This is a genomic window from Caldimonas sp. KR1-144, assembly GCF_049446155.1.
GTDB lineage: Bacteria > Pseudomonadota > Gammaproteobacteria > Burkholderiales > Burkholderiaceae_C > Rivibacter.
This window is the reverse complement of the sequence record NZ_JBMSEE010000004.1, coordinates 198,983-221,210: the sequence shown is the minus strand read 5'-3', so window position 1 is coordinate 221,210 and position 22,228 is coordinate 198,983. Positions and strand designations below refer to the sequence as shown.

Annotated in this window: 31 protein-coding genes; 8 read left to right on the top strand and 23 right to left on the bottom strand. The window is 68.2% G+C overall.

Annotated features, from left to right (window positions below; genetic code table 11):
• Nucleotides 1-23: 23 nt before the first annotated feature.
• The 9 genes from ACO2TI_RS11475 to ACO2TI_RS11435 all read right to left on the bottom strand — a co-directional run bounded on the left by ACO2TI_RS11475 (nucleotide 24) and on the right by ACO2TI_RS11435 (nucleotide 5,168).
• Nucleotides 24-875: a rolling circle replication-associated protein gene (locus ACO2TI_RS11475; protein WP_423284419.1), complete on the bottom strand. Its 852-nt coding sequence runs from the start codon at nucleotides 873-875 to the stop codon at nucleotides 24-26.
• Between the two features lie 293 nt (nucleotides 876-1,168).
• A complete protein-coding gene (locus tag ACO2TI_RS11470; RefSeq protein WP_423284417.1) occupies nucleotides 1,169-2,158 on the bottom strand; it encodes a zonular occludens toxin family protein in 990 nt (329 codons plus the stop codon).
• On the bottom strand, nucleotides 2,155-2,295 hold the full coding sequence (locus tag ACO2TI_RS11465; protein ID WP_423284415.1) for a hypothetical protein: 141 nt from the start codon (nucleotides 2,293-2,295) through the stop codon (nucleotides 2,155-2,157). The genes ACO2TI_RS11470 and ACO2TI_RS11465 overlap by 4 nt, the downstream gene beginning before the upstream one ends.
• Complete coding sequence (locus ACO2TI_RS11460; protein WP_423284413.1) at nucleotides 2,292-2,576, bottom strand: DUF2523 domain-containing protein; 285 nt, start codon at nucleotides 2,574-2,576, stop codon at nucleotides 2,292-2,294. The genes ACO2TI_RS11465 and ACO2TI_RS11460 overlap by 4 nt, the downstream gene beginning before the upstream one ends.
• Nucleotides 2,576-3,289, bottom strand: coding sequence for a virulence factor TspB C-terminal domain-related protein (locus ACO2TI_RS11455; protein ID WP_423284412.1), 714 nt, complete (start codon nucleotides 3,287-3,289; stop codon nucleotides 2,576-2,578). Before ACO2TI_RS11455 ends, ACO2TI_RS11460 begins: the two co-directional genes overlap by 1 nt.
• A 597-nt stretch (nucleotides 3,290-3,886) precedes the next feature.
• Nucleotides 3,887-4,225, bottom strand: a complete 339-nt coding sequence (locus ACO2TI_RS11450; RefSeq protein WP_423284410.1) for a hypothetical protein — start codon at nucleotides 4,223-4,225, stop codon at nucleotides 3,887-3,889.
• Nucleotides 4,225-4,413: a major capsid protein gene (locus tag ACO2TI_RS11445; RefSeq protein ID WP_423284408.1), complete on the bottom strand. Its 189-nt coding sequence runs from the start codon at nucleotides 4,411-4,413 to the stop codon at nucleotides 4,225-4,227. The genes ACO2TI_RS11450 and ACO2TI_RS11445 overlap by 1 nt, the downstream gene beginning before the upstream one ends.
• Before the next feature lie 309 nt (nucleotides 4,414-4,722).
• Entirely contained in the window at nucleotides 4,723-4,854 is a 132-nt protein-coding gene (locus ACO2TI_RS11440; protein ID WP_423284407.1) for a hypothetical protein, read from the bottom strand.
• Nucleotides 4,851-5,168, bottom strand: coding sequence for a hypothetical protein (locus ACO2TI_RS11435; RefSeq protein ID WP_423284406.1), 318 nt, complete (start codon nucleotides 5,166-5,168; stop codon nucleotides 4,851-4,853). The genes ACO2TI_RS11440 and ACO2TI_RS11435 overlap by 4 nt, the downstream gene beginning before the upstream one ends.
• Before the next feature lie 122 nt (nucleotides 5,169-5,290).
• On the opposite strand from ACO2TI_RS11435, the gene ACO2TI_RS11430 reads away from it, so the two are divergent.
• Nucleotides 5,291-5,644 carry a hypothetical protein gene (locus tag ACO2TI_RS11430; protein WP_423284404.1) on the top strand — a complete coding sequence of 118 codons (354 nt, stop codon included), beginning with the start codon at nucleotides 5,291-5,293 and terminating at the stop codon, nucleotides 5,642-5,644.
• A gap of 97 nt (nucleotides 5,645-5,741) precedes the next feature.
• Here ACO2TI_RS11430 and ACO2TI_RS11425 read toward each other — a convergent pair whose 3' ends face one another.
• Entirely contained in the window at nucleotides 5,742-6,755 is a 1,014-nt protein-coding gene (locus tag ACO2TI_RS11425) for an aldo/keto reductase (protein ID WP_423284403.1), read from the bottom strand.
• Between the two features lie 25 nt (nucleotides 6,756-6,780).
• On the opposite strand from ACO2TI_RS11425, the gene ACO2TI_RS11420 reads away from it, so the two are divergent.
• Entirely contained in the window at nucleotides 6,781-7,803 is a 1,023-nt protein-coding gene (locus ACO2TI_RS11420) for a LysR substrate-binding domain-containing protein (protein ID WP_423284401.1), read from the top strand.
• Between the two features lie 88 nt (nucleotides 7,804-7,891).
• Complete coding sequence (locus tag ACO2TI_RS11415; RefSeq protein ID WP_423284398.1) at nucleotides 7,892-8,398, top strand: GNAT family N-acetyltransferase; 507 nt, start codon at nucleotides 7,892-7,894, stop codon at nucleotides 8,396-8,398.
• Here the strand turns inward: ACO2TI_RS11415 and ACO2TI_RS11410 are convergent.
• On the bottom strand, nucleotides 8,358-8,813 hold the full coding sequence (locus tag ACO2TI_RS11410; RefSeq protein WP_423284397.1) for a carboxymuconolactone decarboxylase family protein: 456 nt from the start codon (nucleotides 8,811-8,813) through the stop codon (nucleotides 8,358-8,360). The genes ACO2TI_RS11415 and ACO2TI_RS11410 overlap by 41 nt on opposite strands.
• 20 nt (nucleotides 8,814-8,833) lie before the next feature.
• Nucleotides 8,834-9,262 (bottom strand): cupin domain-containing protein, encoded by a 429-nt coding sequence (locus ACO2TI_RS11405; RefSeq protein WP_423284396.1) that lies wholly within the window; start codon nucleotides 9,260-9,262, stop codon nucleotides 8,834-8,836.
• 84 nt (nucleotides 9,263-9,346) lie between these two features.
• Here ACO2TI_RS11405 and ACO2TI_RS11400 point away from each other — a divergent pair, with 84 nt between their 5' ends.
• Complete coding sequence (locus ACO2TI_RS11400) at nucleotides 9,347-10,795, top strand: PLP-dependent aminotransferase family protein (protein WP_423284395.1); 1,449 nt, start codon at nucleotides 9,347-9,349, stop codon at nucleotides 10,793-10,795.
• On the opposite strand, the gene ACO2TI_RS11395 is transcribed toward ACO2TI_RS11400, so the two are convergent.
• Together ACO2TI_RS11395 and ACO2TI_RS11390 are read right to left on the bottom strand one after the other, a co-directional pair.
• Nucleotides 10,765-11,577 carry an SDR family NAD(P)-dependent oxidoreductase gene (locus ACO2TI_RS11395; RefSeq protein WP_423284393.1) on the bottom strand — a complete coding sequence of 271 codons (813 nt, stop codon included), beginning with the start codon at nucleotides 11,575-11,577 and terminating at the stop codon, nucleotides 10,765-10,767. The genes ACO2TI_RS11400 and ACO2TI_RS11395 overlap by 31 nt on opposite strands.
• An 82-nt stretch (nucleotides 11,578-11,659) precedes the next feature.
• Entirely contained in the window at nucleotides 11,660-12,670 is a 1,011-nt protein-coding gene (locus ACO2TI_RS11390; RefSeq protein ID WP_423284392.1) for an alpha/beta fold hydrolase, read from the bottom strand.
• Between the two features lie 302 nt (nucleotides 12,671-12,972).
• On the opposite strand from ACO2TI_RS11390, the gene ACO2TI_RS11385 reads away from it, so the two are divergent.
• Nucleotides 12,973-13,311, top strand: a complete 339-nt coding sequence (locus ACO2TI_RS11385; RefSeq protein WP_423284390.1) for a hypothetical protein — start codon at nucleotides 12,973-12,975, stop codon at nucleotides 13,309-13,311.
• Nucleotides 13,312-13,449: 138 nt separating this feature from the next.
• Nucleotides 13,450-13,863 (top strand): EF-hand domain-containing protein, encoded by a 414-nt coding sequence (locus tag ACO2TI_RS11380; protein WP_423284388.1) that lies wholly within the window; start codon nucleotides 13,450-13,452, stop codon nucleotides 13,861-13,863.
• A gap of 7 nt (nucleotides 13,864-13,870) precedes the next feature.
• Here ACO2TI_RS11380 and ACO2TI_RS11375 read toward each other — a convergent pair whose 3' ends face one another.
• Entirely contained in the window at nucleotides 13,871-14,812 is a 942-nt protein-coding gene (locus ACO2TI_RS11375; protein ID WP_423284387.1) for a LysR substrate-binding domain-containing protein, read from the bottom strand.
• Between the two features lie 126 nt (nucleotides 14,813-14,938).
• Between ACO2TI_RS11375 and ACO2TI_RS11370 the strand changes: the two genes are divergently transcribed.
• Complete coding sequence (locus ACO2TI_RS11370; protein ID WP_423284385.1) at nucleotides 14,939-15,676, top strand: SDR family NAD(P)-dependent oxidoreductase; 738 nt, start codon at nucleotides 14,939-14,941, stop codon at nucleotides 15,674-15,676.
• 34 nt (nucleotides 15,677-15,710) lie between these two features.
• On the top strand, nucleotides 15,711-15,929 hold the full coding sequence (locus tag ACO2TI_RS11365) for a tautomerase family protein (RefSeq protein ID WP_423284383.1): 219 nt from the start codon (nucleotides 15,711-15,713) through the stop codon (nucleotides 15,927-15,929).
• Nucleotides 15,930-16,345: 416 nt separating this feature from the next.
• Here ACO2TI_RS11365 and ACO2TI_RS11360 read toward each other — a convergent pair whose 3' ends face one another.
• From ACO2TI_RS11360 to ACO2TI_RS11325, 8 genes are all read right to left on the bottom strand, one after another.
• Entirely contained in the window at nucleotides 16,346-16,486 is a 141-nt protein-coding gene (locus ACO2TI_RS11360) for a hypothetical protein (RefSeq protein WP_423284381.1), read from the bottom strand.
• Complete coding sequence (locus ACO2TI_RS11355; RefSeq protein ID WP_423284378.1) at nucleotides 16,483-17,226, bottom strand: response regulator; 744 nt, start codon at nucleotides 17,224-17,226, stop codon at nucleotides 16,483-16,485. The genes ACO2TI_RS11360 and ACO2TI_RS11355 overlap by 4 nt, the downstream gene beginning before the upstream one ends.
• Nucleotides 17,227-17,245: 19 nt before the next feature.
• Nucleotides 17,246-18,361, bottom strand: coding sequence for a thioredoxin family protein (locus ACO2TI_RS11350; protein ID WP_423284377.1), 1,116 nt, complete (start codon nucleotides 18,359-18,361; stop codon nucleotides 17,246-17,248).
• A gap of 24 nt (nucleotides 18,362-18,385) precedes the next feature.
• Nucleotides 18,386-19,738 carry an ATP-binding protein gene (locus tag ACO2TI_RS11345; protein WP_423284376.1) on the bottom strand — a complete coding sequence of 451 codons (1,353 nt, stop codon included), beginning with the start codon at nucleotides 19,736-19,738 and terminating at the stop codon, nucleotides 18,386-18,388.
• Nucleotides 19,739-19,766: 28 nt separating this feature from the next.
• Complete coding sequence (locus ACO2TI_RS11340) at nucleotides 19,767-20,183, bottom strand: organic hydroperoxide resistance protein (protein ID WP_423284374.1); 417 nt, start codon at nucleotides 20,181-20,183, stop codon at nucleotides 19,767-19,769.
• A gap of 120 nt (nucleotides 20,184-20,303) precedes the next feature.
• On the bottom strand, nucleotides 20,304-21,368 hold the full coding sequence (locus ACO2TI_RS11335) for an alpha/beta fold hydrolase (RefSeq protein WP_423284372.1): 1,065 nt from the start codon (nucleotides 21,366-21,368) through the stop codon (nucleotides 20,304-20,306).
• Between the two features lie 75 nt (nucleotides 21,369-21,443).
• Nucleotides 21,444-21,770, bottom strand: a complete 327-nt coding sequence (locus ACO2TI_RS11330; RefSeq protein ID WP_423284371.1) for a DUF4148 domain-containing protein — start codon at nucleotides 21,768-21,770, stop codon at nucleotides 21,444-21,446.
• A gap of 190 nt (nucleotides 21,771-21,960) precedes the next feature.
• Nucleotides 21,961-22,170 (bottom strand): hypothetical protein, encoded by a 210-nt coding sequence (locus ACO2TI_RS11325; protein WP_423284369.1) that lies wholly within the window; start codon nucleotides 22,168-22,170, stop codon nucleotides 21,961-21,963.
• Nucleotides 22,171-22,228 lie beyond the last annotated feature (58 nt).

The window sequence follows — 22,228 nt, the reverse complement described above, 5'->3', positions numbered from 1 at the left end:
AAGGCAGGGCAGGGCGCGCGTCCTCAATGCGGGGGAGATTCGGCCGCGAAGAACACCGTTTCGCCGAAGCGGTCAGCCCACGCCGTTGCCAGGACGCGGCCCTCGGTGCACCACTCGGCGACGATGCCCAGCAGCACCGCCACATCGACGCCCTCGGCGATCATCTGTTCTCGGACCGCCTCAGGAATCGGGCAGCGCGACGCAAGGTAGCGCTTCGAGTGATCGTCGCCCTCGTTAAAAGCCTTGAGCACGTACTTCGACACATAGGCCGCGCACTTGGCCGGTGAGCGCAGCAGCTTGCGGCGCGCGGAGAAGTCCACGTTGCCATCCAGCTCGCCCACGATGTCACGCCACATCGCGCGGACCACGTTCCAGCTCTTGACCTTCACACCGTTGCGCGCCTCAAGCAGCGCGGGCAACTGATGACAGCAGACATGAACGTGCCACGCGCCGCGCTTTTGCTGTTCAAACGCAGCCACGTAGCAAAAGCCCTGGAGCTTGCGATTGAGCCGCTTCACCAGCAGCTGAAAGTGCCGCTTGCACAGCTCCAGATCGGTCTGTAGCGCGCGATAGGTGAGGGTCAGCAGGGTATCGAGCCCCTGCGCCTTGCAAAGCCGCCTGACGCGAGTTTTCGCGCGCCGAGCCGCACGCCGCGCATTGGCTTCGCGCTTGTCTGCCTCATTCGGGTCTTCGCGCTCACCGCGAAGCACCTGCGCCGCAATCGAGTCGGGATCAAGCTCGGTCGATTGCTCCCAGTCAATCGCGCGTCGCACGCACGCCTCCCGATGGCCCGACCCGAGATCCAGGGTCGTGACGATCCAACGATTCGGGCTCGGCTTGCCCTCGAACACCATGCCATCCACAATGCGAAGCATCGGGGCTCCTCCTTGGTTAAGGCCTCGATCACGCCCCCGGGACTGCGCGAACAGCCGCCGGGGGCTTTCTTTTGGGCGCTACGCCCTATGCGGTGAGATGTGTCCTAGAGATAAATCTAGGCCGGCTGCGCCGGCCCTCCTACGTCGGGCCTGACGCGCCGGCCGCGCCAGCATTGCAACCTCAGGCCCGCCGAACAGGTCGCGCTGCACCCACACGACGGCCCCAGCTCCCGGGCCTTTGGCCCTCCGCCCATTGCTGCGCAACGGGCACCCCTTGCCTTGAGGAAAGGCCATCACAACGTCTGCGCCGACGCGGCGACACCCGGGGACTGCGCGGCCTGCGCCCTAACGACGAGAGGCCACGCAGTCACGTACTGCGAGCCAACGATGGCCACGCCCCGATCCACCGCCACCGGCGTGCCCATCATCCGAATCTGCGAGAAGGTCAATCGCTCCCGAAGCACATCGCCTTCCCACCACTCAATCGCACCGTCCGAAACCGTGGCCGTGTGGTACCAAAGCGCGAGACGAGGTCGGTAACGCTGGTTGAGCTCAAGAACAAACGGCACCGGCTCTTTGCCCGCCTTCACTTGCGGCACTGCCTGCTTGGCAACCGACGCGGACGACTGCCCAGCCACCGACACTGAAGGCGCCTTCGACAACGGCGCGGGCCCAAGCTTCGTGCTGAACGACCGGTAAAGCATCGTCACGCCCACAGCCACGCCCGCAAGCGCGAGCACCGCCACCCCGAGCTGCCACGGGAACGACCGAATCGGCTTGACGTGCATCGACGCGCTCTTGTAGAGCCCGAAGACACCCTTCGGCAACCGATAGCGCTTCTTCAATGGCGCGGTGCGCCACGCCAAGCTCTCGCTGCACTCGGGCCACTCGTACCACCACCGCCCGAGAACGCCGACATCACGCAAGTGCACGTGACGGCCGACCAACGCGCGCACGTTCTTATCGACGAGGTTCGGGCCCTGCGTAACGATGAAGAAGTCAAGGCCACGATGGCGGTGCGTTTCCAGCGCAGCCACCGCATCAGGGACACGCTGGCCGGGACCACGCGGGCGCCACACACGCTGCACCTCGTCGATCACCACGGCAGCGCCATCAGGCACGACCTCATGCCACTTCGCCGCATCCTCGAGCGCGAAGTGCGGCACCTGCAGCTCGGGCACGCCGTCAACGTAGATCGCGCGACCCTTCGCAATCTCCTGCAGGAGCTGCACGAGCGCTGCACTCTTGCCGGCGCCGGGCGCCCCGGTAATGAGCGTGATCACTTGTGCCTCATCAGCAAGCCAGCGCGCACCAGGAAGCCGATGGCCCAGCTTGCGAGGTAGCCGCCGAGCACGATGCCGGCGACCGTCGCCGCATCCTCAGGGATGCTCGCCAGCAACGACTGCAGCGCGGCGCTCATGATGGGTTCACCTGTACCGCAAGCTTCTTAAGCTGCATCCACGCAAGGCCCGACACAAAGCCCCCGCTCGTGATCGCCATGAAGTCAAAGAACCCGAACTTCGCCACGATCATGGCGATATCGCCGGGCAGGCCACCGAACGCCGATTTGGCGTGCTGCAGCGCTGCGCCGAGCGCCTCGCCGGCACCTGTATAGCTGAGATACCCGATGCCCAGCGCCACCAGCACACGGGAGACGAGCGGCCACGTGATCGACGCAAGCCACGTTGCGAGTGAATCCATCAGTCCCTCCGAGCAAAGCCCAGGAACGCCACAGCGGCCAGAAACCACGCCATGCCAACGACGAACGGCCGCGCCATGTCCGCCGCTTGGCACAGCAGCGTGAAAGGCACGGTCAGCGTCACCATCGAGAGTGACAGCACCTTGTCTGCAGGGCAGGCGTAGGAGCCTTCGCCCCACCCGCTCGTGGGCAACACGGCGAGCGGCACCTGCACCGTGGGCACAAGCTCCGGTGCCAGAGCCCCGAGAGGCTTGCAAACAGCAAGCTCCGGGTTCTCCTCGCACTCGCCGGGCTGTTCCTCCTCGCCATCACCACTCCCACCGCCAGACCCGGAACCACCGCCGCTGTTCGGCCCCGTCGTCGTTGACGTGCTGCTGCCGCTGCCACCGGGTCCTGACGTTGTCGTCGTCTCCTTCGTTGTGCAAACGTTGCCAGTACACGTGGTCTCTTTGACCGTCGTCGTCGTGTTGCCGGAGCTGTCTGACTTCGTCGTCGTCTCCGTGGTCTTCGTCGAGTCGCACGGCACCTTGATCGTTTGCTCGGGCCCACCGTTGTACGAGACGGTGCCTACGCAAGTGCCGGGCTCAGATGCCGCAGGTGCCGGCGCACTCGCACTCGACGCCGCCGGCGTCACGTTGCCCGCCGAGTTGCACATCGAACCATCGGCCGTGAAGGGGCCCCAGACGTAGGCCTTGCCGTCGTTCTCGGCCGACATGACGCCGCTCGCGCCGCAGCCCTCATAACAAACCGCCGTGCCAATCGTCGGCACGCTCCACACCGAGTCGCCTTGCGTCAGAGACGCGCCGGCCGTGCAGCTGTACCCCTCGCACGCCGTAGCCGCCGAGTCCGGCCGATAGCCCGCGTTGCAGGTGCACTGCCCATTCGCCAACGTCGCGTTCGATGGGCATGTGCCCGACGTCGTCGGCTTGTCCGCTCCGCTCACGCCCAGCACGGACCCAGGGCAGTTAGGGAACGGCTGAGGAGACCCTTGATTGCAGACGTAAATCGAGCCCGTGCCATCCGCGTTCTGGGTGTACCAGCCCCACGAGTTGCCCCCCGCCATACAACTCGCCGTGCCGCCCGCACTGGTCGACTGACACGTGCGCGTCTCCCACGTGTCGCCGCTCGCGCCGTTGAAGTAGGTGAAGACGTTCGTCGTTGTCGTGGACCCAGGGACCGTGCCGTACGCGTACGCCAACCCTGACACGAGCAAGGCAGCAAGCGACACCACCCACCCCAGGCACCACCGGGCGCTCACCGGTCCAACAGCAGCCACGTTGCCCCCACCAGCGCGAAGAACACCACCCAGAACTCAGGCGTTGCCATGCAAGCCCCCCTCGAACTGGCGCGTCAGGAAAAACCGAATCGCCCACACGCCGACCCACACTGCCGCCACTTTCCAGCCCAAATCAAGGCCGTCCGCGTACGTGAGCAGGCCGCACGGTTGCGGCGTGAACGGCGCGACTAACACCGTGGCTGCGCCGCCAGCCACCGGGTTAAGCGCGTACGTGATCGAGTCATCCGCGACGGAATCGACGCTCACAACGAAAGCGGCCCCACCGTGAATCACGATGGAGCCGCCTTGGGTTGACGCCTGCGCTGCTGCCGCCGCAGACGCGGATTCGTAGCAGGCAGCGCCAACCTGGAACATCACAGCCCCTTGCGCAGGAACTTGATGGCGAAGATGGCGACCACAGCCAGCAGGATCGTGGTGGCCACCGTGCTGCCATCGGTGCCGATCGATTCGAGCGCCGTGGTGACGCCGGCCGGGACGGCAGCGAAGGCCGGGGCTGCGAACAGCGGCGCGCTCACGAGCACGCCAGCGACTTTCTTCCACATGAGAGACCCCTTTCGTTGAGGTTGCGGTGCGGATTGCACCCCCAAGGCCTGCACGCAGGCCGAGGGGCTGGAATCACCCGAGTTCTCGAACTTCGAGTCCGTACAGCGACGGATAGGTGACGCGGCTAACACCACACGGCCCCGCCCCGTAGGGCGCGGCATCCGGGCGCGAGTCAGCCGCGTCGATCAGGACCTCCCAGGCCCACGCCAGGGGCAGCAGAACCACGAGACCGGCGTACGCGAAGGCAGGAAGCAGCGCGACCAAGGCGAGCGCGTCAGGCACGCTGGGGACCGGCGAGAGCGGAGGCATCAGCAGCCCCGACCAATCAAGTCACGCGCGTACTGCGCCGCCATCGCGCGCCAATGCGGCGCGTCGAGGGACCGGGGGAACTGCCGCCACGCGGTCGCGTAGGCCAGCAACGACTGCGCGCGCGTGCTCATGACGACGCCTTCGCGACCGCCTGCGAATTCGGGGGAGGGGTCTTGCCCTGCACGTAGGGCTGCAGGCCCACCAGCTGCGCTTCGATCCGACGATCCTTGTAGTTCGCGCCGAGCGCGAAGGAGCCGATGAACGTACCCACAGCCACCTTGCCAACCAGCTCGCGCGGCACGTTGAGGACGCCGACCTTGTTGGGCGTGCCGTCGTCGTTGAGCAGGATGCACTCGGCCTCCTGCATTTCCCACGGCTTGCCGCTGGTCTTCGAGACACCGGTGCGACGTTCGCCGACCGCGATGATTTGGAGCAGTGATTGCATGGTTGCGCCTCCTTGATTGCGCTACGTGACTAACCCTTTTTGGGGTACGCTGTGTGCCCGTACAGGGACCAGGGCACTACCACATAAAGTGGAAGCCACACAGTACCACCGGAGGTGGAACTATGCAATTCACTGAAGTTATCGAACGCGCCAAGGCGAAAGCCGGCTCCTATGCCAAGCTCGCCGAGCTGCTAGGCGCCCGGCCTCAGCACATGAGCGACCTCATACACGGCCGGCGCCAATGGAGCCCCGAGCGCGTAGACGAGGTCTGCGAAATTGCAGGCGTGCCCAAGGAAGACCGCCTGCGCATGGTCTGGGAAGCAGTCAGGAAGAACGCGGGAAAAGCACTGCACAGCGTGGCACTTGGCGCGGCGGTGACGCTGCTGTGCTTTGGGGGAAACGGAGATGCCCGAGCTGCGGCCAATGGCCCATCGCCGACCTCTAATCCGGCGCTAATGTATCTTATGTTAAGTTAACGAAAGGCGGCCGTGCCGCGTTCTCACCGGCGTCAGTCGGCTAACAGAACTACGCCCGTGAAGTCGTCCGACGCTGCCGCTGTCAACACCATCAAGCTCACCGTTCCCCCGGCAGCGGCGCCGCCGCATCGACGAGCCCGGCCGCACGGATCTCGCGCCAGAAGTCGGCCGGCACCGCCAGATCGAGCGCAGCGCGATCCTCGGCGATGCGGCTGGGCTGGCTGGCGCCCGGGATGACCGCCGCGACGGCCGGATGGGCCAGCGCGAACTGCAGTCCGGCCGCCTTCATGCTGACGCCGTGGCGGTCTGCGATGGCCTTGATGCGTGCGACCTTGCCCAGGATCTCCGGCGTGGCCGGTGCGTACTCGAAGTTCGGGCCGCCGACGAGCGCGCCTGAGCTGTAGGGACCGCCGACGACGATGCCCAGACCGCGCTCTTGCACCTGCGGCATCACGCGCTGCAAGGCGTGCGAGTGATCGAGCAGCGTGTAGCGCCCCGCGAGCAAAAAGCCGTCGGGCCGAGGGCCTTCGAGGCCGAGCAGCAGTTCGATCGGCTCCACGCGATTGACGCCCAGGCCCCAGGCTTTGATCACGCCCTCGTCGCGCAAGCGGTCAAGGGTCTTGAAGGCGCCCTTGCGCGCGCTCTCGAACACGCCGAGCCATTCGTCGCCATAGAAGTCCTGGGCGACATCGTGAACCCAGACGATCTCGATGCGGTCGGTCTTCAGGCGCTTGAGGCTGTCCTCGATGGAGCGCAGCGTCGCGTCGGCGGAGTAGTCGTTGACGATCCGGTTGGGGCGGCCGTGCTTGAAAACGTCGCCCTTCTCGCCGAGGTCGCGCGCGCTCACGTCCTCCACCTCGTCGAGGATGAGGCGGCCGACCTTGGTGCTGATCACGTACTCGTCGCGCGGCCGCCCGGCGAGCGCTTCGCCCATGCGGATCTCCGCGAGGCCGGCGCCGTAGAACGGTGCGTTGTCGAAGTAGCGGATGCCGTCGTTCCACGCGGCATCCACCGTCGCGCGTGCCTCGGCCTCGGGAATGGCGCGAAACATGTTGCCCAGCGGTGCGGTGCCGAAGCCGAGCTTGCCGGGGAGAAGGTCCTTGAGAGCCATGGTTCGATCTCCTTCGTGATGGGTTGTGGCGCGGGTCTCGACCCTTGCGCTGCCCCAAGGATGGACGCCCCGGAACGATTCATCCAATTTATCCGTTGAATCCCAGACATTCACCGTAGATGATGACTGGATGCGCTACGACCTGAACCTGCTGCCCGTCTTCCTGGTCTTGATGGAAGAGCGCAGCGTGACGCGCGCGGCCGAGCGGCTGGGCATCACGCAGCCTGCGTTGTCGAACGCGCTGACGCGTCTTCGCTCCACGCTGCAGGACCCGCTGTTTATCCGCGAGCGCTACGGAATGCAGCCCACGCCCAAGGCCGAGGAGCTCGCACCGGTGATCGCCGCGGCGCTGGCCTCGATCGACGAGCTGGTTCGCGGTCAGCAGGCGTTCGATCCGGCAAAGGCCAGCCAGTTGGTCACCGTGGCGCCGAACAGCTATGTCGAGTTCGTGCTGATCCCGCCGCTCGTGGCGAGCCTGCGCGAGCGCGCGCCCGGCATCCGGCTTCGCCTGACGCCCTACGGAAGCGAGCTCGCCGAGACGGGCGTGATGTCCGGCACGACCGCCATGGTGCTCGGGCGCATCGTCGAGCCGCCGGACAACCTGATCGTCCAGCACCTGATGGACGATGGCCTCGCCTGCATCGTGCGGTCCGACCATCCGCAGGTCGACAAGAAGATCACGCGCAAGCAGTACGAGCAGCTCAAGCACGTGAACATGCTGCCGCCCGGCCGACTGCGCGCCGGCCTGTTTCAGGCCCTGGAGCGACAGGGCTTGCGACGCGAGGTCGCCGTCTCGGTGACGCACTTCCTCGCGATCCCGGAGATGGTTGCGGTGACCGACTACTGCGCGACGCTGCCCAGCCTCATCTGCCGCCGCCTGGCCGACGATGCGAGACTGAAGGTCGTGCCGGCGCCGGTCGATCTCGGCAGCTTTCCGGTCGAGATGGCCTGGCACGTCAGATACCGCAACGATCCGCTGCACCAGTGGCTCAGGGCCCAGGTGAGCGAAGTGGCACAGGATCTGAAACGGCACCGGAGCTTTCCATGACCATCCTGACCACCGCGCGATTGCGCCTCGAGCCCTTTGACTTGTCGCACGTTGACGGCCTGCACGCGATGAACTCGACCCCGAGGTCATGCGCTACATCACCGGCCGCCCCCAGACGCGCGAAGAGACGCTCACCGTCATCGAGCGCGTTGGGGAACGCTGGCGCGAGTTCGGCTATTCATGGTGGAGCTTCGTTGAACTCGCCAGCGGCGAGCTGGTGGGTGCCGGCTGCATCCAGAACCTGCGTCGCACCGAAGCGCCCTCGCCCGACCCTGGCTGTCCGCTCGAGGTCGGCTGGCGCCTGCGGCGAGACCGCTGGCGCCAGGGCCTCGCCAGTGAAGCCGCGGTTGCGATGGCCGGCTTTGCCTTCGGGCCGCTCGCGGCGCCGCAGCTGTATGCCGTCTGCAGGCCCGAGAACACGGCGTCCGCCGCGGTCATGCGCCGATTGGGAATGGACGACCTGGGTCTTGACACCTGGTACGGGCAGAGCTTGCAGACTTTCCGCACCACGGCCGAACGCTGGAAGGCGCGGGCGGGCAGCCAGCCGGAGCCTCTCAAGCCGTCAACGCCGCCTGCGGCGTGTTCCGAAAGCTGATCGCCATGCGGTTGTAGGCATTCATGAGTCCGATCGCGACCGTCAGGTCCACCAGCTCGCGTTCGTCGAACACCACTCGCGCCGCGTCGTAGGCATCGTCGGGCACGCCGGTCTGCGCGACCAGGGTCACCGACTCGGCCCAGGCCAGCGCCGCACGCTCGCGCTCGTCGAACAGGCCGCCGGCTTCCCTCCATGCCTGCACCAGCGCCAGCTTCTCGATCGCCTCGCCCTTCTTCAGCAGATCGCGCGTGTGCATGTCGAGGCAGTAGGCGCAGTTGTTGATCTGCGAGATGCGCAGGTACACCAGGTCGACCAGCAGCGGCGACAGGCTGCTTTGCAGCACGTAGCCGTACACGCTGCCCAGCGCCTTCATGCCGGCGGGCGCGATGTTGTTGTAGTCGAGACGTCTGCTCATGGCGATGCTCCTCGTGGCGATCAATGGATGGGCGTGGTCAGCGCGGTGTCGTCGGCATCGACGACGAACACGGCCAGCAGCTTTGCCGGCCGCGTCTTGCTCGCGTTGCGGCTCACGGCGTGGGTGGCGCCGGGCTCTTCGAAGAAGCTTTCTCCGGCGCGGTACACGCGCTTGGGACCGTCGTTGACCTGCGACTCGATCGCACCCGACACCACGTACGCGTAGATGAACGCCGACTTGGCGTGCACATGCGGCCGCGAGGCCGCGCCCGGCGGGTACTCCACTTCAACGGCGACGAGCGACTTGCCCGGAAGATTGGTGATGGCACGCTCGAAGTTGGGCTTCACGGTCTCCTCAATGCCATGGGCGGCCACCGGCAGTGCGGTGGCGATGCCGATGGCGAGGCCGAGGCCGAATCCGAGCGCCCGAAGGCGGTTGCGTATGCTCATTGAACTGCTCCTTTCCTCCTGGATTCTTGGGGCAGCGTGGTGCAAAGTGGAGACCCAAGAAGTCATCATTTCGCTGTACCACCAATGCCCGACGTTCTGCGCCTGCAGGTGGACAAGGCCTCCGCGGTGCCGCTGTCCGAGCAGATCTACCGGGGCATCGCCCAGGCCATCGAGCAACAGGTCTTGAGCGCCGGCGCTCGCCTGCCCTCGTGGCTCGACCTCGCGGCGCAGCTCGGCGTCGCGCGCGGCACGGTCCGCGTCGCCTACGAGAAGCTCGGCGCCGCGCAGCTGGTCGTGTCGTCCCGATCGGCAGGCACGCGCGTGGCGCAGCGCCCTGCCGTCTCACGTCGCCACGACGACGCGCCCGACGAGGGCCCGTTCATGGCGATGTACCGGGAAATGATCGCCGGGCCGGCGATCTTCCAGATGGGCATCCCGTCGCGCGAGGGCCTGCCCGCCAAGCTCCTGAACCGCATTCGCACGCGCGCCGTGCTGGCCGAGACGAGCGGCTCGCCGCTGTATCCCGATCCGCGCGGCGAGGCGCAGCTGCGACGCGAGATCGCGGCCTACCTGGCCGTCGCTCGCGGCTTGAGCTGCTCGGCGCACCAGGTCATCGTCACCGGCGGCTACAGCGCCGGCCTCGGCGTCGCCTTGCGCGTGCTCGGGCTCGAAGGTCGGCGCGCCTGGATGGAAGACCCCGGCTTTCCGTTCACGCGGCAGGCCCTGAGACTGGCTCGCTTGACGCCGGTGCCGGTTCCCGTCGATGCGCAGGGCCTGGATGTCGACCACGGCATGCACCATGCACCCGATGCCGCGCTCGTGGTCGTGACGCCGGGACAGCAGGCGCCGCTGGGCGGCACGCTGTCGCTTCAACGGCGCTTGCGTCTGCTGGACTGGGCCGCGCAGACCGGCGCCTGGATCATCGAGGACGACTACCTGGGCGAGCTGCAGCTTCATGGGCGCGCGGCCCCTGCCCTCGCCTCGCAGGACCAGGCCGGGCGCGTGATCCATGTCGGCTCGTTCAGCAAGACCATCAATCCGAAGCTGCGCCTGGGCTTCATCGTCGCGCCCGACAGCCTGCTGCAGCCGTTCGCCGAGGTGGCGGCCTGCCTCGCGCCGGCACCCGGCCCGGCGGCACAGCTGGCGATGGCCGAGTTCATGCGCGAGGGCCACTACCTGCGGCACCTGCGGCGCACGAAGCGCCTGTACCTGGAGCAAGGGCAGGCGCTGCTGCGCAGCCTGCGGCAGCACGGTCTCGATGCCGAGCTCGCGGCCCTGGCGGCGCTCGTTCGCCTGCCCCACGGCGTGGCCGATGTCGCGCTATCGCGCGAGGCCTTTGCCTTCGGGCTCGCGCCCGCCCCGCTGTCCGTCTGGCACGAGTCGGCGGCGAGCGCGCCTTCGGGGCTGCTGCTCGGCGTGGCGACGGCGCCGAAGGAACATCTCGAACGCGCCTGCGACCGGCTCGCCGAGCTGGTCATGCGCGCGCCTCGGCAAGGTGCTGCTCAGGAGGCGATTTCCTCGCGCTCGAGATAGCGCGGTGCCGGCGTCGAGTGCCCGAACAGCCCTGACAACTCCTTGCGCAGCGCCTCGTACTGGACCCACTTCTCGCCCTGGTGCAGGCCGGGGATCGTGACGACCTCGCCGCGGTCCAGGCCGGCGAGCGCCGCGTCGACCATCGCGTCGGCCTGCATCACGATGCTGGGCGGCAGGTTCTCGACCGGATTGCCCGCCGCCAGCCAGAACTCGGTGGCCGTGGCGCCCGGCAGCACCGCCTGGATGCGCACGCCCTTGTCGTGCAGCTCGTGGTGCAGCGACTGGCTCAGCGCCAGCACATAGGCCTTGCTGGCGCCGTAGACGCCGTTGAGGATCTCGGGCGCGATGCCGACGATCGACGCGATGTTGATGATCGTGCCCCGACCGCGGCTGGCGAAGACCGGCGCGGCGGCATACGTCAGGCGCGTCAGCGCACTGACGTTGAGGTCGAGCATGCGCTGCATGTCCTCGACGTCGGACTGCAGCAGCGGCATCAGCGCGCCGACACCGGCGTTGTTCACCAGCACCGTGATGTCCGGCTCGCGCCGCAACAGCACCTCGACGGCGCGCAGCTCGACCGGACGGATCAGGTCGGCGGGCATGGTGCGCACGGTGCGGCCGGTCCTGGCGCGCAGGTCCTCGGCAAGGCGGTCGAGCCGGGCGCCGTTGCGCGCGACGAGGATGAGGTCGTGGCCGCGTCGCGCCAGGCGGTCGGCGTAGATCGCGCCGATGCCGGTCGAGGCGCCGGTGACGACGGCGGTTCCGAGTTGAGAGCGGGTCATGAGCATCTCCGAAGTTGAGTGAATGGGTCACGCGCGACGGCATGCGACGCCGCGCGGTGGAGCAAGACGGGGCCGCGGGCCCTCACCGGCCGAGCAGGCCGCGCACTTCATCGACCGCCTGCCGGGGGCTTTGCAGATGCGGGTAGTGCCCGATGCCTGGCAGAACCTCGAGCCGCGCGCCGATTCGCTCGGCGAACTCGATGCCCATGCCCTTGTCGATGTAGAGATCCTTCTCGCCCCAGACGACCTTCACCGGCGTCTTGAGGCGATGGAGGTTGGCCTCGAGATGGTTCTGGTCGCGCGTGAAGTGCGAGTAGTAGTGATGGAAGGCGTCGGCGCTCGTCAGCGCCGTGCGGTTCCAGCCGGCGAACATGTCGTCCTTGAACGCCTGCGAAACCTCGAACTGCTCGTGCGCGGGCAGGCCGCGCCGGAAGGCGTTCTCGAGGATCTCGTCGCGCGTCTTGTTCATGTGGGCGCGCGTGGCCTCGGCCGAAGCCTTGGACTTCAGGCTTTGCAGGCTCGCGTACATGTGCTGCGGCCTGTCGAACGGCGCGAAGTCGCCCACGACGATGTTCCTGGCGATGCCGGGCTCGTCCAGGGCGAGCAGCAGGGCCGGCAGCGCACCGATATCCGTCGCGTAGATCACGAGCCGCGACGTGTCGATGCGCGAGGTCTCGATGTAGGCCTTCAGGACCGCAGCGTAGTCCTTGGGCGCGTAGGAGAACCGCTCGACCGGCGGGCGCGAAGACTGGCCGTATCCGGGCCAGTCGAAGGCATGGACCTCGTAGTCCTTGCCGAGCGTCTCGGCGATGCCGCGCCACGCGTGCAGCGTCTCGGGAAATCCGTGCAGGAAGAGGACCGTGCCCTTCGGCTGCGCGGGGCGCACGAGCATTCGGCGCAACTGGAACTCGGGGCCGATGTCGACGAAGCCGATGTCGACCGCGCGGGCGGGCTCGCCATCGACGGCCGCGCCCGCGGCCATTGCCACCAGCCCGAGCGAGAGTGCGGCCGCCCGCAGCGCGTTCGCCGGCGCGAGCATCCGCTCGATCCGACCCGGTTGATGGCGTTGCGACTGGTGCGACTGGGTGCTCATGGACGTTTCCTGACAAGGCATGCGCGATGACGCGCCGATGCAGTCACTCTAGGCACCGCCCGCCGCGCGAGTTAGCGCTCTTGTCGCAAATCGTCTTTGCGCGATCGCGAATGATCGGCCCGAGCCTCGGCCGTCGAGGCGCTCCGACAGGCGCGATTGGCGCCGCCCGTGAATCACTCAATTGCCGCCAGCGAAATATTAGATCGCTTGCAATTCCATTGCGCGCCAACGATCTTGAGTGCAAGCATCGGCCTACCCGCCGACGCCTTCGAAGCGCATCAATCCTCTTTCAAGGACTCGTCATGAACATCAAGTCTCTCGTCTTCGCCGCCGTTGCCGCCGCCAGCTTGTCGCCCGCCTTCGCGGAGGAACAGATCTTCGATTCGTCGAAGATCGTCTCGACCAAGTCGCGCTCGGAAGTCCTGGCCGACCTGGAGATCTACCGCGTGTCGGGCCTGGCCGAACTCGAGCGCCACGACAACGTCGCGTTCGCCAGCCCCGCCTACCTGCATGCGAAGCGCCTCTACGCAGGCCTGCGCAGCTCGAACAACTTCGACCGCCTGGTGACGACGATCGCCAAGCAGCGCGGCGAGATGATCGACATGGCAGGCAACGAAGTGCCCGTGCGCGCCGCGCAGTGATCGTCGCTGGCCGGGCGTGCGTCCCGCACGCCCGGCCCGCTCATCGCCGCAGCTGGCGGGCAGTTCGAGCGCTTATCGGGCGATCTCCTTCGGCGCGCCCGCGAGAACCTCGCGGGCCCACGAAGCAGGAGATTGCCCATGACCAGCGCCGTTGGCGGCCCCTCGTCGTTGCCCAGCATGCTCGGCAAGGCGTTCGACAAGATCGACGTCGACAGCGACCGGCGCATGAGCCGCGACGAGTTCAAGGCCTTCTACGAGATCCTCAAGCCCGGCATCGCGACCGACGAGGACGGCCGCCATCTCGTGTCCGAAGCGGCCAGCTTCGAACGCATGGACCACGACCGCGACGGGAGCATCACCCGCGAGGAGATGGTCTCCACCGGCGTGCTGATGCCGGCCGAGCTTTGCGACGATTCGCTCGCGGCAATGATGTCCTACCTGCGCACGCGCGGCACGGAGAGTGCCGACGCCGCCGCCTGCCTGCTCGAACGCATCGAGGACGACGCGCTCGCCGAAGACCCCGGCTCAGGGGCGCGCATCGCGTCGCGCTGAATGCCGCTCATGAGGCCGGCGCGCGCGCCCTCGCACCGCCACCCGCGCGCTGGCTCAGCAGGAAGTCCACGAAGGTGCGCACCCGCAAAGGCACGAAGCGCAGCTGCGGATACAAGAGGTTGAAAGGCCGCGAGCGCCCGCCGAAGGGCCGCAGCAGCTCGACCAGCCGGCCTTCGCGCAGGTCTTCCTCGACGACGAAGCGATAGGCCTGGAAGATGCCCGCGCCGTGGCGCGCGAGCGTGACGCCGGCCAGCACGTCGTCCGAGCACGCGAAGCCGCCGCTCGTCGCGAGCTCGACATCGCGCCCCTCTTCGCGAAACAGCCAAGGAATCGTCCGGCCGCTGCTGGGCAGCTCGAACTGGATGCACTCGCGGGTGCGCAGATCGGCCAGGCTTTGCGGCTCGCCATGCCGGCGCAGGTAGTCCGGCGCGGCCACGAGCACGAGCTCGGCGTCCTCGAGATGGCGCGCGATGAGCGTGGAGTCAGCCTGTGCGCGCACGCGCACCGCGAGGTCGTAGCCCTCGGCCGCGAAATCGATGTTGCGGTTGCTGACGTGCACCTCGACGCGGATGTCGGGATAGCGCGCCCGGAACGCCGGCAGCAACGGCAGCAGCCGGTAGTGGCCATAAGTCGTCGGCGCGCTGATGCGCAGCAGGCCGCTGGGCGTGACCTGGCGTCCGCTGACCTCGCGTTCGGCCTCGACGAGCTGGTTGAGCGCCTGGCGGCATTGCGCGTAGTAGGCCTGGCCTGCCTCGCTCAGGCGGATCTGCCGCGTCGTGCGCACGAACAGGCGCACCCCCAGGCGCTCCTCCAGCCGCGCCACCGTGCGGCTCACCGCCCCCGGCGTCACGCCGGTCGCGGCCGCGGCCGCGGTGAAGCCGCCCTGCTCCGCAGCCACGCAGAACAGCTCCAGGCTGCCCAGCATCACGTCATCGAACTGCCGATTCATGACCACACTTCACATCACAACTGAAGTGGCTGCGATTCTATTTATTGATGCCGACGCAGCAAATAGATTGGTTCCAACAGGCAGTCACGGCCGCCTGTCTCAGCAACCCTCGCAATGGAACCCATCATGAAGACCCAACCCAAGACCGTCGTCATCACCGGCGCCTCCAGCGGCATCGGCCTGGCATTGGCCGGCGCCTTCCTCGCCCGCGGCGACCACGTTGTCGGCAACGCCCGCAACGCCGAAAGACTGCAGCAGGCCGCCCAGTCGCTGGGCTCGCCGGACAACTTCATCGGCGTCGCCGGCGACGTCGCCGACCCGGCCGTCGGCGAGGCGCTGGTGCAACGCGCCGTCGAGCGCTTCGGCCAGGTGGACGTGCTGGTCAACAACGCCGGCATCTTCGTGCCCAAGGCCTTCGTCGACTACACGCCGCAGGACGTCGAGGCGCTGGTGAACACCAACCTGCTGGGCTTCGTCTATCCGTCGCAGGCCGCCGCGCGCCACATGATCGGCCGCAAGTCGGGCCGCATCATCAACATCACCGCGAGCATCGCGCTGCAGCCCAACCAGGCCGTGGCCGCCTTGCTGCCGGTGCTCATCAAGGGCGGCATCAACCAGGCCACCAAGGCCCTGGCGCTCGAACTGGCGCCGCACAACATCCAGGTCAATGCGGTCGCGCCGGGCATCGTCGACACGCCGATGTACACGCCGGATCTGCACGGCTTCCTCAACACCCTGCAGCCGGCCGGACGCATCGCGACCACGCAGGAGATCGCCGACGCGGTGCTCTACCTGAGCGATGCAGCCTTCACCACCGGCATCGTTCTGCCGGTCGACGGCGGCATGAGCTCGGGCAAGTGGTGAGCTGACCCTGGCACATCGACACGAGGAGAACACCATGCCCTACATCCGCATCGAGATCACCCGAGAAGGCACCACGCTGGATCAGAAGAAGCAGCTGATCGCCGAGGCCACCGACCTGATGGTGCGCGTGCTGAACAAGAAGCCCGAGCACACCTTCGTCGTCATCGACGAGGTCGACACCGACCACTGGGGCGTGGCCGGGCGCACCGTGACGGAGCTGCGCCGTGAGGAGGCGGCGGCCGCGAAGGCTTAGTGTGGTCGGTTGAGCTGGCCTCTGCGACGAGCGTGGGGAGCAAAGGCGCGGGCGCTCAGGCGGCTTCGCTTCGGTGCTTGCCCTCGCTGCGCGAGGGTGCCCTGCGCTCCTCGGTCTCGGGGCCCCGCCGCCTAACTCACTTCGTTCGCTACGCTCACTGCGTTCGAACAGACGCGGCGAGTCAGTTGTCGAGGCGCGCTGCGCGCGCGGGCCACGAGCCCTGCGGTGCTCGGCTGCGCACAGGCGCTACGCCGCCTGAACGCCCGCGCCTTTGCAGGCGAAGCTGTGCTTTTTCGAACAGAAGCGCCGCACAAGCCTCTTCGCAAAGGGATAGTGCTGGCCTTCGCGGCAGGCAGTCCCCGGCGGGGGCTCATGCCGTGGCGGTCGACGCTTGCGCGCCGACTGCGTTGCGCTGCTCACCGAGCATCGCGCCGCAGCGCCACGGCGCTGCCGCGCGACGGCACCGTCTGGCAGTTCAGCGGCGACCTCAGTTCGCTGGCCAGGCCGGCGACAAAGAACAGGGCCGCGCACCAGGCGCGGCGCAGCGCGGCGCTCATCGGTCCTGCCCTTCCACCTGCATCGAGAACACGTAGCCCTCGCTGCGCACCGTCTTGATGTAGCGCGGCTCGCGCGCGTCGTCGCGCAGGCGCTGGCGCAATCGGCTCACGAGAAGATCGATCGAGCGCTCGAAGAGCTCGGCCTCGCGGCCTTGCGTGCGGGTCAGCAACTGGTCGCGGCTGAGCACCTTCTGCGGGTGGTCCACGAAGACGCGCAGCAGCCGGTACTCGGCGCCGCTGAGCGACACGACCACGCCTTCGGCATCGACGAGGTGACGCTCGATCGTGTCGAGCCGCCAATCGCCGAAGGCCAGCACCGGCGCCTCGTCGGTCGAGCGCATGTTGGGCGGCAGCATGCGCGTCCTGCGCAGCACCGAGCGGATGCGCGCCAGCAGCTCGCGCGCGGCGAAGGGCTTGGCGAGGTAGTCGTCGGCGCCCATCTCGAGGCCGAGGATGCGGTCGGCCTCGTCGCCGCGCGCGGTCAGCATCAGGATCGGTGTGGCCTTGTGCTTGCCGGCGCGCAGGTCGCGCGTGAGCGCGAGGCCGTCGTCGCCGGGCAGCATCAGGTCGAGGATCACGAGGTCGAAGGGACCCGATTCCTCCAGCGCCGCGCGCATGTGGCGTCCGGTCGGCACCGCCACCACCTGCATGCCGTTCTTCGTCAGGTAGGTCACGAGCAGGTCCCGGATCTCGCGGTCGTCGTCGACGAGCAGGATGCGGTCGGGGGTCACGTGCTGCATGCCGGTCTCTCAGCCCAAGTCAGCCAAAGGTGAAAGCGTAGGCCCGCACGCCGGGATCGAGGAACTCGATCTCGAACTGGCGTTCGGCGCTGCCCGAGGACTGCCGCACGAGCTGGTAAAGCCGCTGTGCGTCGACCTGGCCGAAGCCCTCGGCGTCGACGTCCGTGCCGCGGTCGCCTTGCGGCGGCTGGCCGTCGATGCGAACGCGAAAGCGAACCGGCCGGCCGCCGTCTTGCGGCGGGCCGAGCACCAGGTGCAGGTCGCGCGCGCGAAAGCGCAAGGCGATGCGCCCGCCGGCCTGGTCGAGCGCCGCGTGCTCGGCGCCGACGGTCCACGCGCCCGACAGCGTCCATTGGCCGAGGCGCAGCGACTTCGCGCCGCCGTAGGTGTGCGGGCGGTCCTGCCGGATGCCGCCGTCGGCGGCGGTGAAGCCGCTCGTGCGCGCATAGCCGACGTAGGTCTCGCCGGAATCGGCCGGCACCGGGCTCGGCGCCGCCTGCGTGCCCTTGCCCTGCGGCGCGACCAGGTCGTCGGGCACGCCTGGCATGCCGGCCTCGCGCAGCAGCTGCTGGATCACGCGCTCGGCCTTCTCATAGCCGCCCTCGCCGAGCTGGCGGTGCCGGATGCGGCCTTGCGCGTCGACGAACAGCAGCGTCGGCCAGGCGTAGGTGCCGAAGGCGCGCCACAGCGCATGGTTGCTGTCCACCACGACCGGATAGTCGATGCCCAGGTCGCGCGTGGCGCGCAGCACGTTGGCCTGGCTGCGCTCGAAGTCGAACTCGGGCGAATGCACGCCCAGCACCACCAGCCCGTGCGGCTTGTACTTCTGCGCCCAGGCCTTGATGTGCGGCAGCGTGCGCAGGCAGTTGATGCACGAGTAGGTCCAGAAGTCGACCAGCACGACCTTGCCGCGCAGGTCCTCGGTGGTCATCGGGGGCGAGTTGATCCAGCCGGTGGCACCGGTCAAGGCAGGCATGGCAGCTCCTGAGGCACGCACGACCGGCGTGCCCAGTTCGGGGCCGCCCGCAGTCGCGAGATGGCCGATCGCGACCAGCAAGGCGGCGATCGCCGCCACCACGGCGGACGAGCGGGACGTGAAGGCGCGCAGCAGGCGCGAAAGCGGCGAGAGGTTCATGGTGCGGGTCCGGTGTGAATGAGCTCAGGCGGCCGGCAGGTCCAGCCGCGCCTCGAGACCGCCTTGCGCCCGGTTGTGCAGCGACAGGCGCGCGCCCATCGACACGGCGAGCTGATGCGCGATGGCCAGGCCCAGGCCGGTGCCACCGGTGTCGCGGTTGCGCGAGCCTTCCACCCGGTAGAAGGGCTTGAGCACCTCGTCGAGCTGGTCTGGCGGGATGCCGGGTCCGTCGTCGAGCACCGAGATGAGCAAGCGGTCGCCGCGTGCCTGCACGTTCAGCTCGACATCGCTGCCGAACTTCACCGCGTTGTCGACCAGGTTGGCGAGGATGCGCCGCAGGGCCTGCGCACGCGTCTTCAGCGGGATGCCCGCGCGGCCTTCGATGCGGATCCGGGCGCCGGTGTCGAGGTAGTCGTCGACCAGGCTCTCGAGCAGCGCATCGACATCGAGCCGCACCGCCGCTTCCACGGCACCGTGCAGCGCGCGCGCATAGGTCACGCCCTCTTTCACGAGCCGCTGCATCGCCTCGAGGTCCTGGCGGAACTTGTCGCGCTCGGGCGTGGCGTCCATCAGCTCGGTGCGCAAGCGCATGCGCGTGATCGGCGTCTGCAGGTCGTGCGAGATCGCGGCGAGGATCTCGATGCGCTCGTCCATGTAGCCTGCGATGCGCCGCTGCATGGCATTGAAGGCGCGCGCCGCGCGCGAGACTTCGGCGGGGCCGCGCTCGTCGAGCGCGGTGGCCTTGAGATCGGGGCCGAGGCGGTCGGCCGCGTCGGCCAGCTGGGCCAGCGGTCGCGTCACGAGTCGCACGGCGATCCATCCGCACAAGGCCAGCACCGCCAGCTGCGCCAGGAGCACCCACACGACCCAGTTCGACACCGGCATCTCGACGCGCCGCGCATGGATCACCAGATCGCTGCCGTCGCCCAGGCGCACCTGGATCAGCAGCGCCTCGTGCATCGACGCGTCCTGAACGATGCGCTGCACCGGATACGGACGCAGCGCATTGGCGATCGCTTCGCCGAACCGCTGCAGCATCGCGCCTTGCGGTGCCGGCCCTTCGACCGGCCCGTCCAGCGCGAAGCGATAGTTGCGGCGCTCGAGACGGTCGAGCCAGTCCTGGCGTTCCGCGGCCGGCAGGCGGTCGAGGATCGCGACCGAGCTGGCGATATCGCGCTCGATGCCCGTCATCATCAGCTCGCGCAGCGCGAGGCCGCGCTCGTAGCGGATCGAGACGTAGGCGAGCAGCTGCGCGACCGCGAGCCCGACCACGATGATCAGGGCCACGCGGGCGAACAGCGTGCGCGGCAGCAGGCGCCGCCAGGCCTGCAGGCGCTCACCGGCAGGGCTGGCGTCCGGATCCGTGTGCAAGCTCATGGCGGCGGCGCTTTCCTTGGGCGAGGCCTCAGGCCAGCGTGAAGCTCACGTCGATGTTGCCGCGCGTGGCCTTCGAGTAGGGGCAGGTCTGGTGCGCGGTCTCGATGATGGCCTGCGCGCTCGCGCGATCGAGGCCCGGCAGGCTGACGTGCAGCCGCGCCTGCAGGGAATAGCCGCCCTCGCCGCTGCCGAGGTCGATCTCGGCGTCGACCGCGGTCTCGGCCGGCAGCGCGAGGTTCATCGTGCGCGCGGCCTTGCCCATCGCACCGATGAAGCAGGCCGACCAGCCGGCGGCGAACAGCTGCTCGGGGTTGGTGCCCTCGCCCTTGCTGCCGGGGCCGGTGAGCTTGACGTTCAGGCGGTTGTCGTCGCTTCGCGCAGCGCCGTCGCGCCCGCCGGTGGTGTGGGTCTTGCCGGTGTAGATGACTTGGTCGATTCGGGCCATGGTGAGCTCCTGGTGGGGTGAAGAAGAGGATGACGTAGAGAGTTGTAGGGGCGGATCGGGCGGCTTCCAGGATCTCTGTATCGGCGTGTACATCGCCTGCGCCGGCCGACAAGACATTACTCAGCGCCGCGTTCGCGCCAGGTCGTCGGCGTCGATGACGGCCTGCGCGAAGGCCACCGGCGCTTCCTGCGGCAAGTTGTGGCCGACGCCGCCGGTGAGCGTGCGGTGCAGGTAGGGCCCGGAGAACTTGCCGGCATAGGCCGCGGGCGGCGCATGCGGCGCGCCGTTGGCGTCGCCTTCCAGCGTGATCGCCGGCACGACGATGTTCGGCGCGCCGGCGAGGCGGCTCTCCAGCGGGTCGTACTGCCGCTCGCCTTCGGCCTGGCCGATGCGCCAGCGATAGTTGTGCATCACGATCGCGACGTGGTCCGGGTTGTCGAAGGCCTGTGCCGATCGTTCGAACGTGGCGTCGTCGAACGCCCACTGCGGCGAGGCCTGCTGCCAGATCAGCCGTGCGAAGGCGCGACGGTGGCGCTCGTAGCCCTGTCGGCCGCGCTCGGTCGCGAAGTAGTACTGGTACCACCACGCGAACTCGCCGGCCGGCGGCAGTGGCTCGCCGCGCGTGTCGCGGTTGACGACGATGTAGCCGCTGACGGAGACCAGCGCCCGCACGCGCTCCGGCCACAGGACCGCGACCACGCAGGCCGTGCGCGCGCCCCAGTCGCAGCCGGCGACGATGGCGCGCTCGATGTGCAGCGCGTCCATCAGCGCGATCACGTCGGAGGCGACCGCCGTCTGCTGCGCGTTGCGCACGGTGTCGGCCGAGCGGAACGCCGTGCTGCCGTAGCCGCGCAGGTAGGGCACGATGACCCGGTAGCCGGCGTCGGCCAGCAGCGGCGCCACGTCGACGTAGGTGTGGATGTCGTAGGGCCATCCGTGCAGCAGGATCACCGGCGGACCGTCGGCCGGGCCGGCCTCGGCATAGCCGATGCGCAGCACGCCGGCATCGACATGCTTCAGTGTCTGGAACGCGGTGTGGGTACCCGGCTGGACCGAGCCCACGCGTCGGCCGCCGTCGGCCGCGCGCGCCGGGGGCGGCAGGCCCATCCCCACCGACGCGGCCGCGAGCGACATGGCGGCGGTGATGATGAAACCGCGTCGTTCGAGCGTGTTCGTGTTCGACATGATCGCCTGCTCCTCGCGAAACGGATGGGCGAGCGGTGCATCGCGCGCCTCATCCCTGGAAACCGCAGCGACGGCTTACGGACGGGACGTGCCCGCGAGGTTCTGAGGCGCTTCGCCGCGCATGCGGGCGATCTCCACCACGCGCGAATCGAAGCTGGGCGAATGGCGCAGGGCCAGGTAGCGCTGCCGGGCCTGGGCATAGCGGTCGCCCGGGAAGTCCACGCTGTCGCGGCTTTCCAGCTCGGCCAGGCCGGACGCGCGGTAGATCTCCAGGTCCGCGATGACTTCCGCGCGCGACTTGGTCGAACGCCACTGCGACGAATCGAAGATCTGTTCCTCGGCAAAGGCGGGTGCGAGGCTCGAGGCCAGGGCGGCGAGAACGATGAGCGGATGCAATTTCATGAGGGTTCCTTGGTAAAGCGCTGAATCGGATGACGCCCTCGCAAGACAGCGCGGCTGTGCGAACGCGTTGAGGTGATTGGGCCGGTGGCTCGTATCGGGGGTTTGTCAACCGGCGCCCCGAATCGCATGGCAGCGTTGCAGGCGCGTCGCTCGACACACGTGCATACGAAACGCGGCCCGCGATCCGCGCTCACGCCGCATGAACCACGGGCGTGGCGAACTCGCGCCCGACCATGGCGCGCGCGAAGAGGAAGTTGCGGCGCCCTGCCTCCGACAGGCGGTCCATGTCGACGCGGCCGTGCTTGTCGCAGGGGAAGGCGTAGCCGCGTCCCTCGCTGAACAGCGACGGGTACCGGATCTCGAAACGGGTGCCCTGCGTGTGGCGGTGGGTGCTGGACATCGCGGTGCTCCATAAGGCGTGCGTCGTGATCAAAATCTAGGCGCCCGGTCGCTGCGCA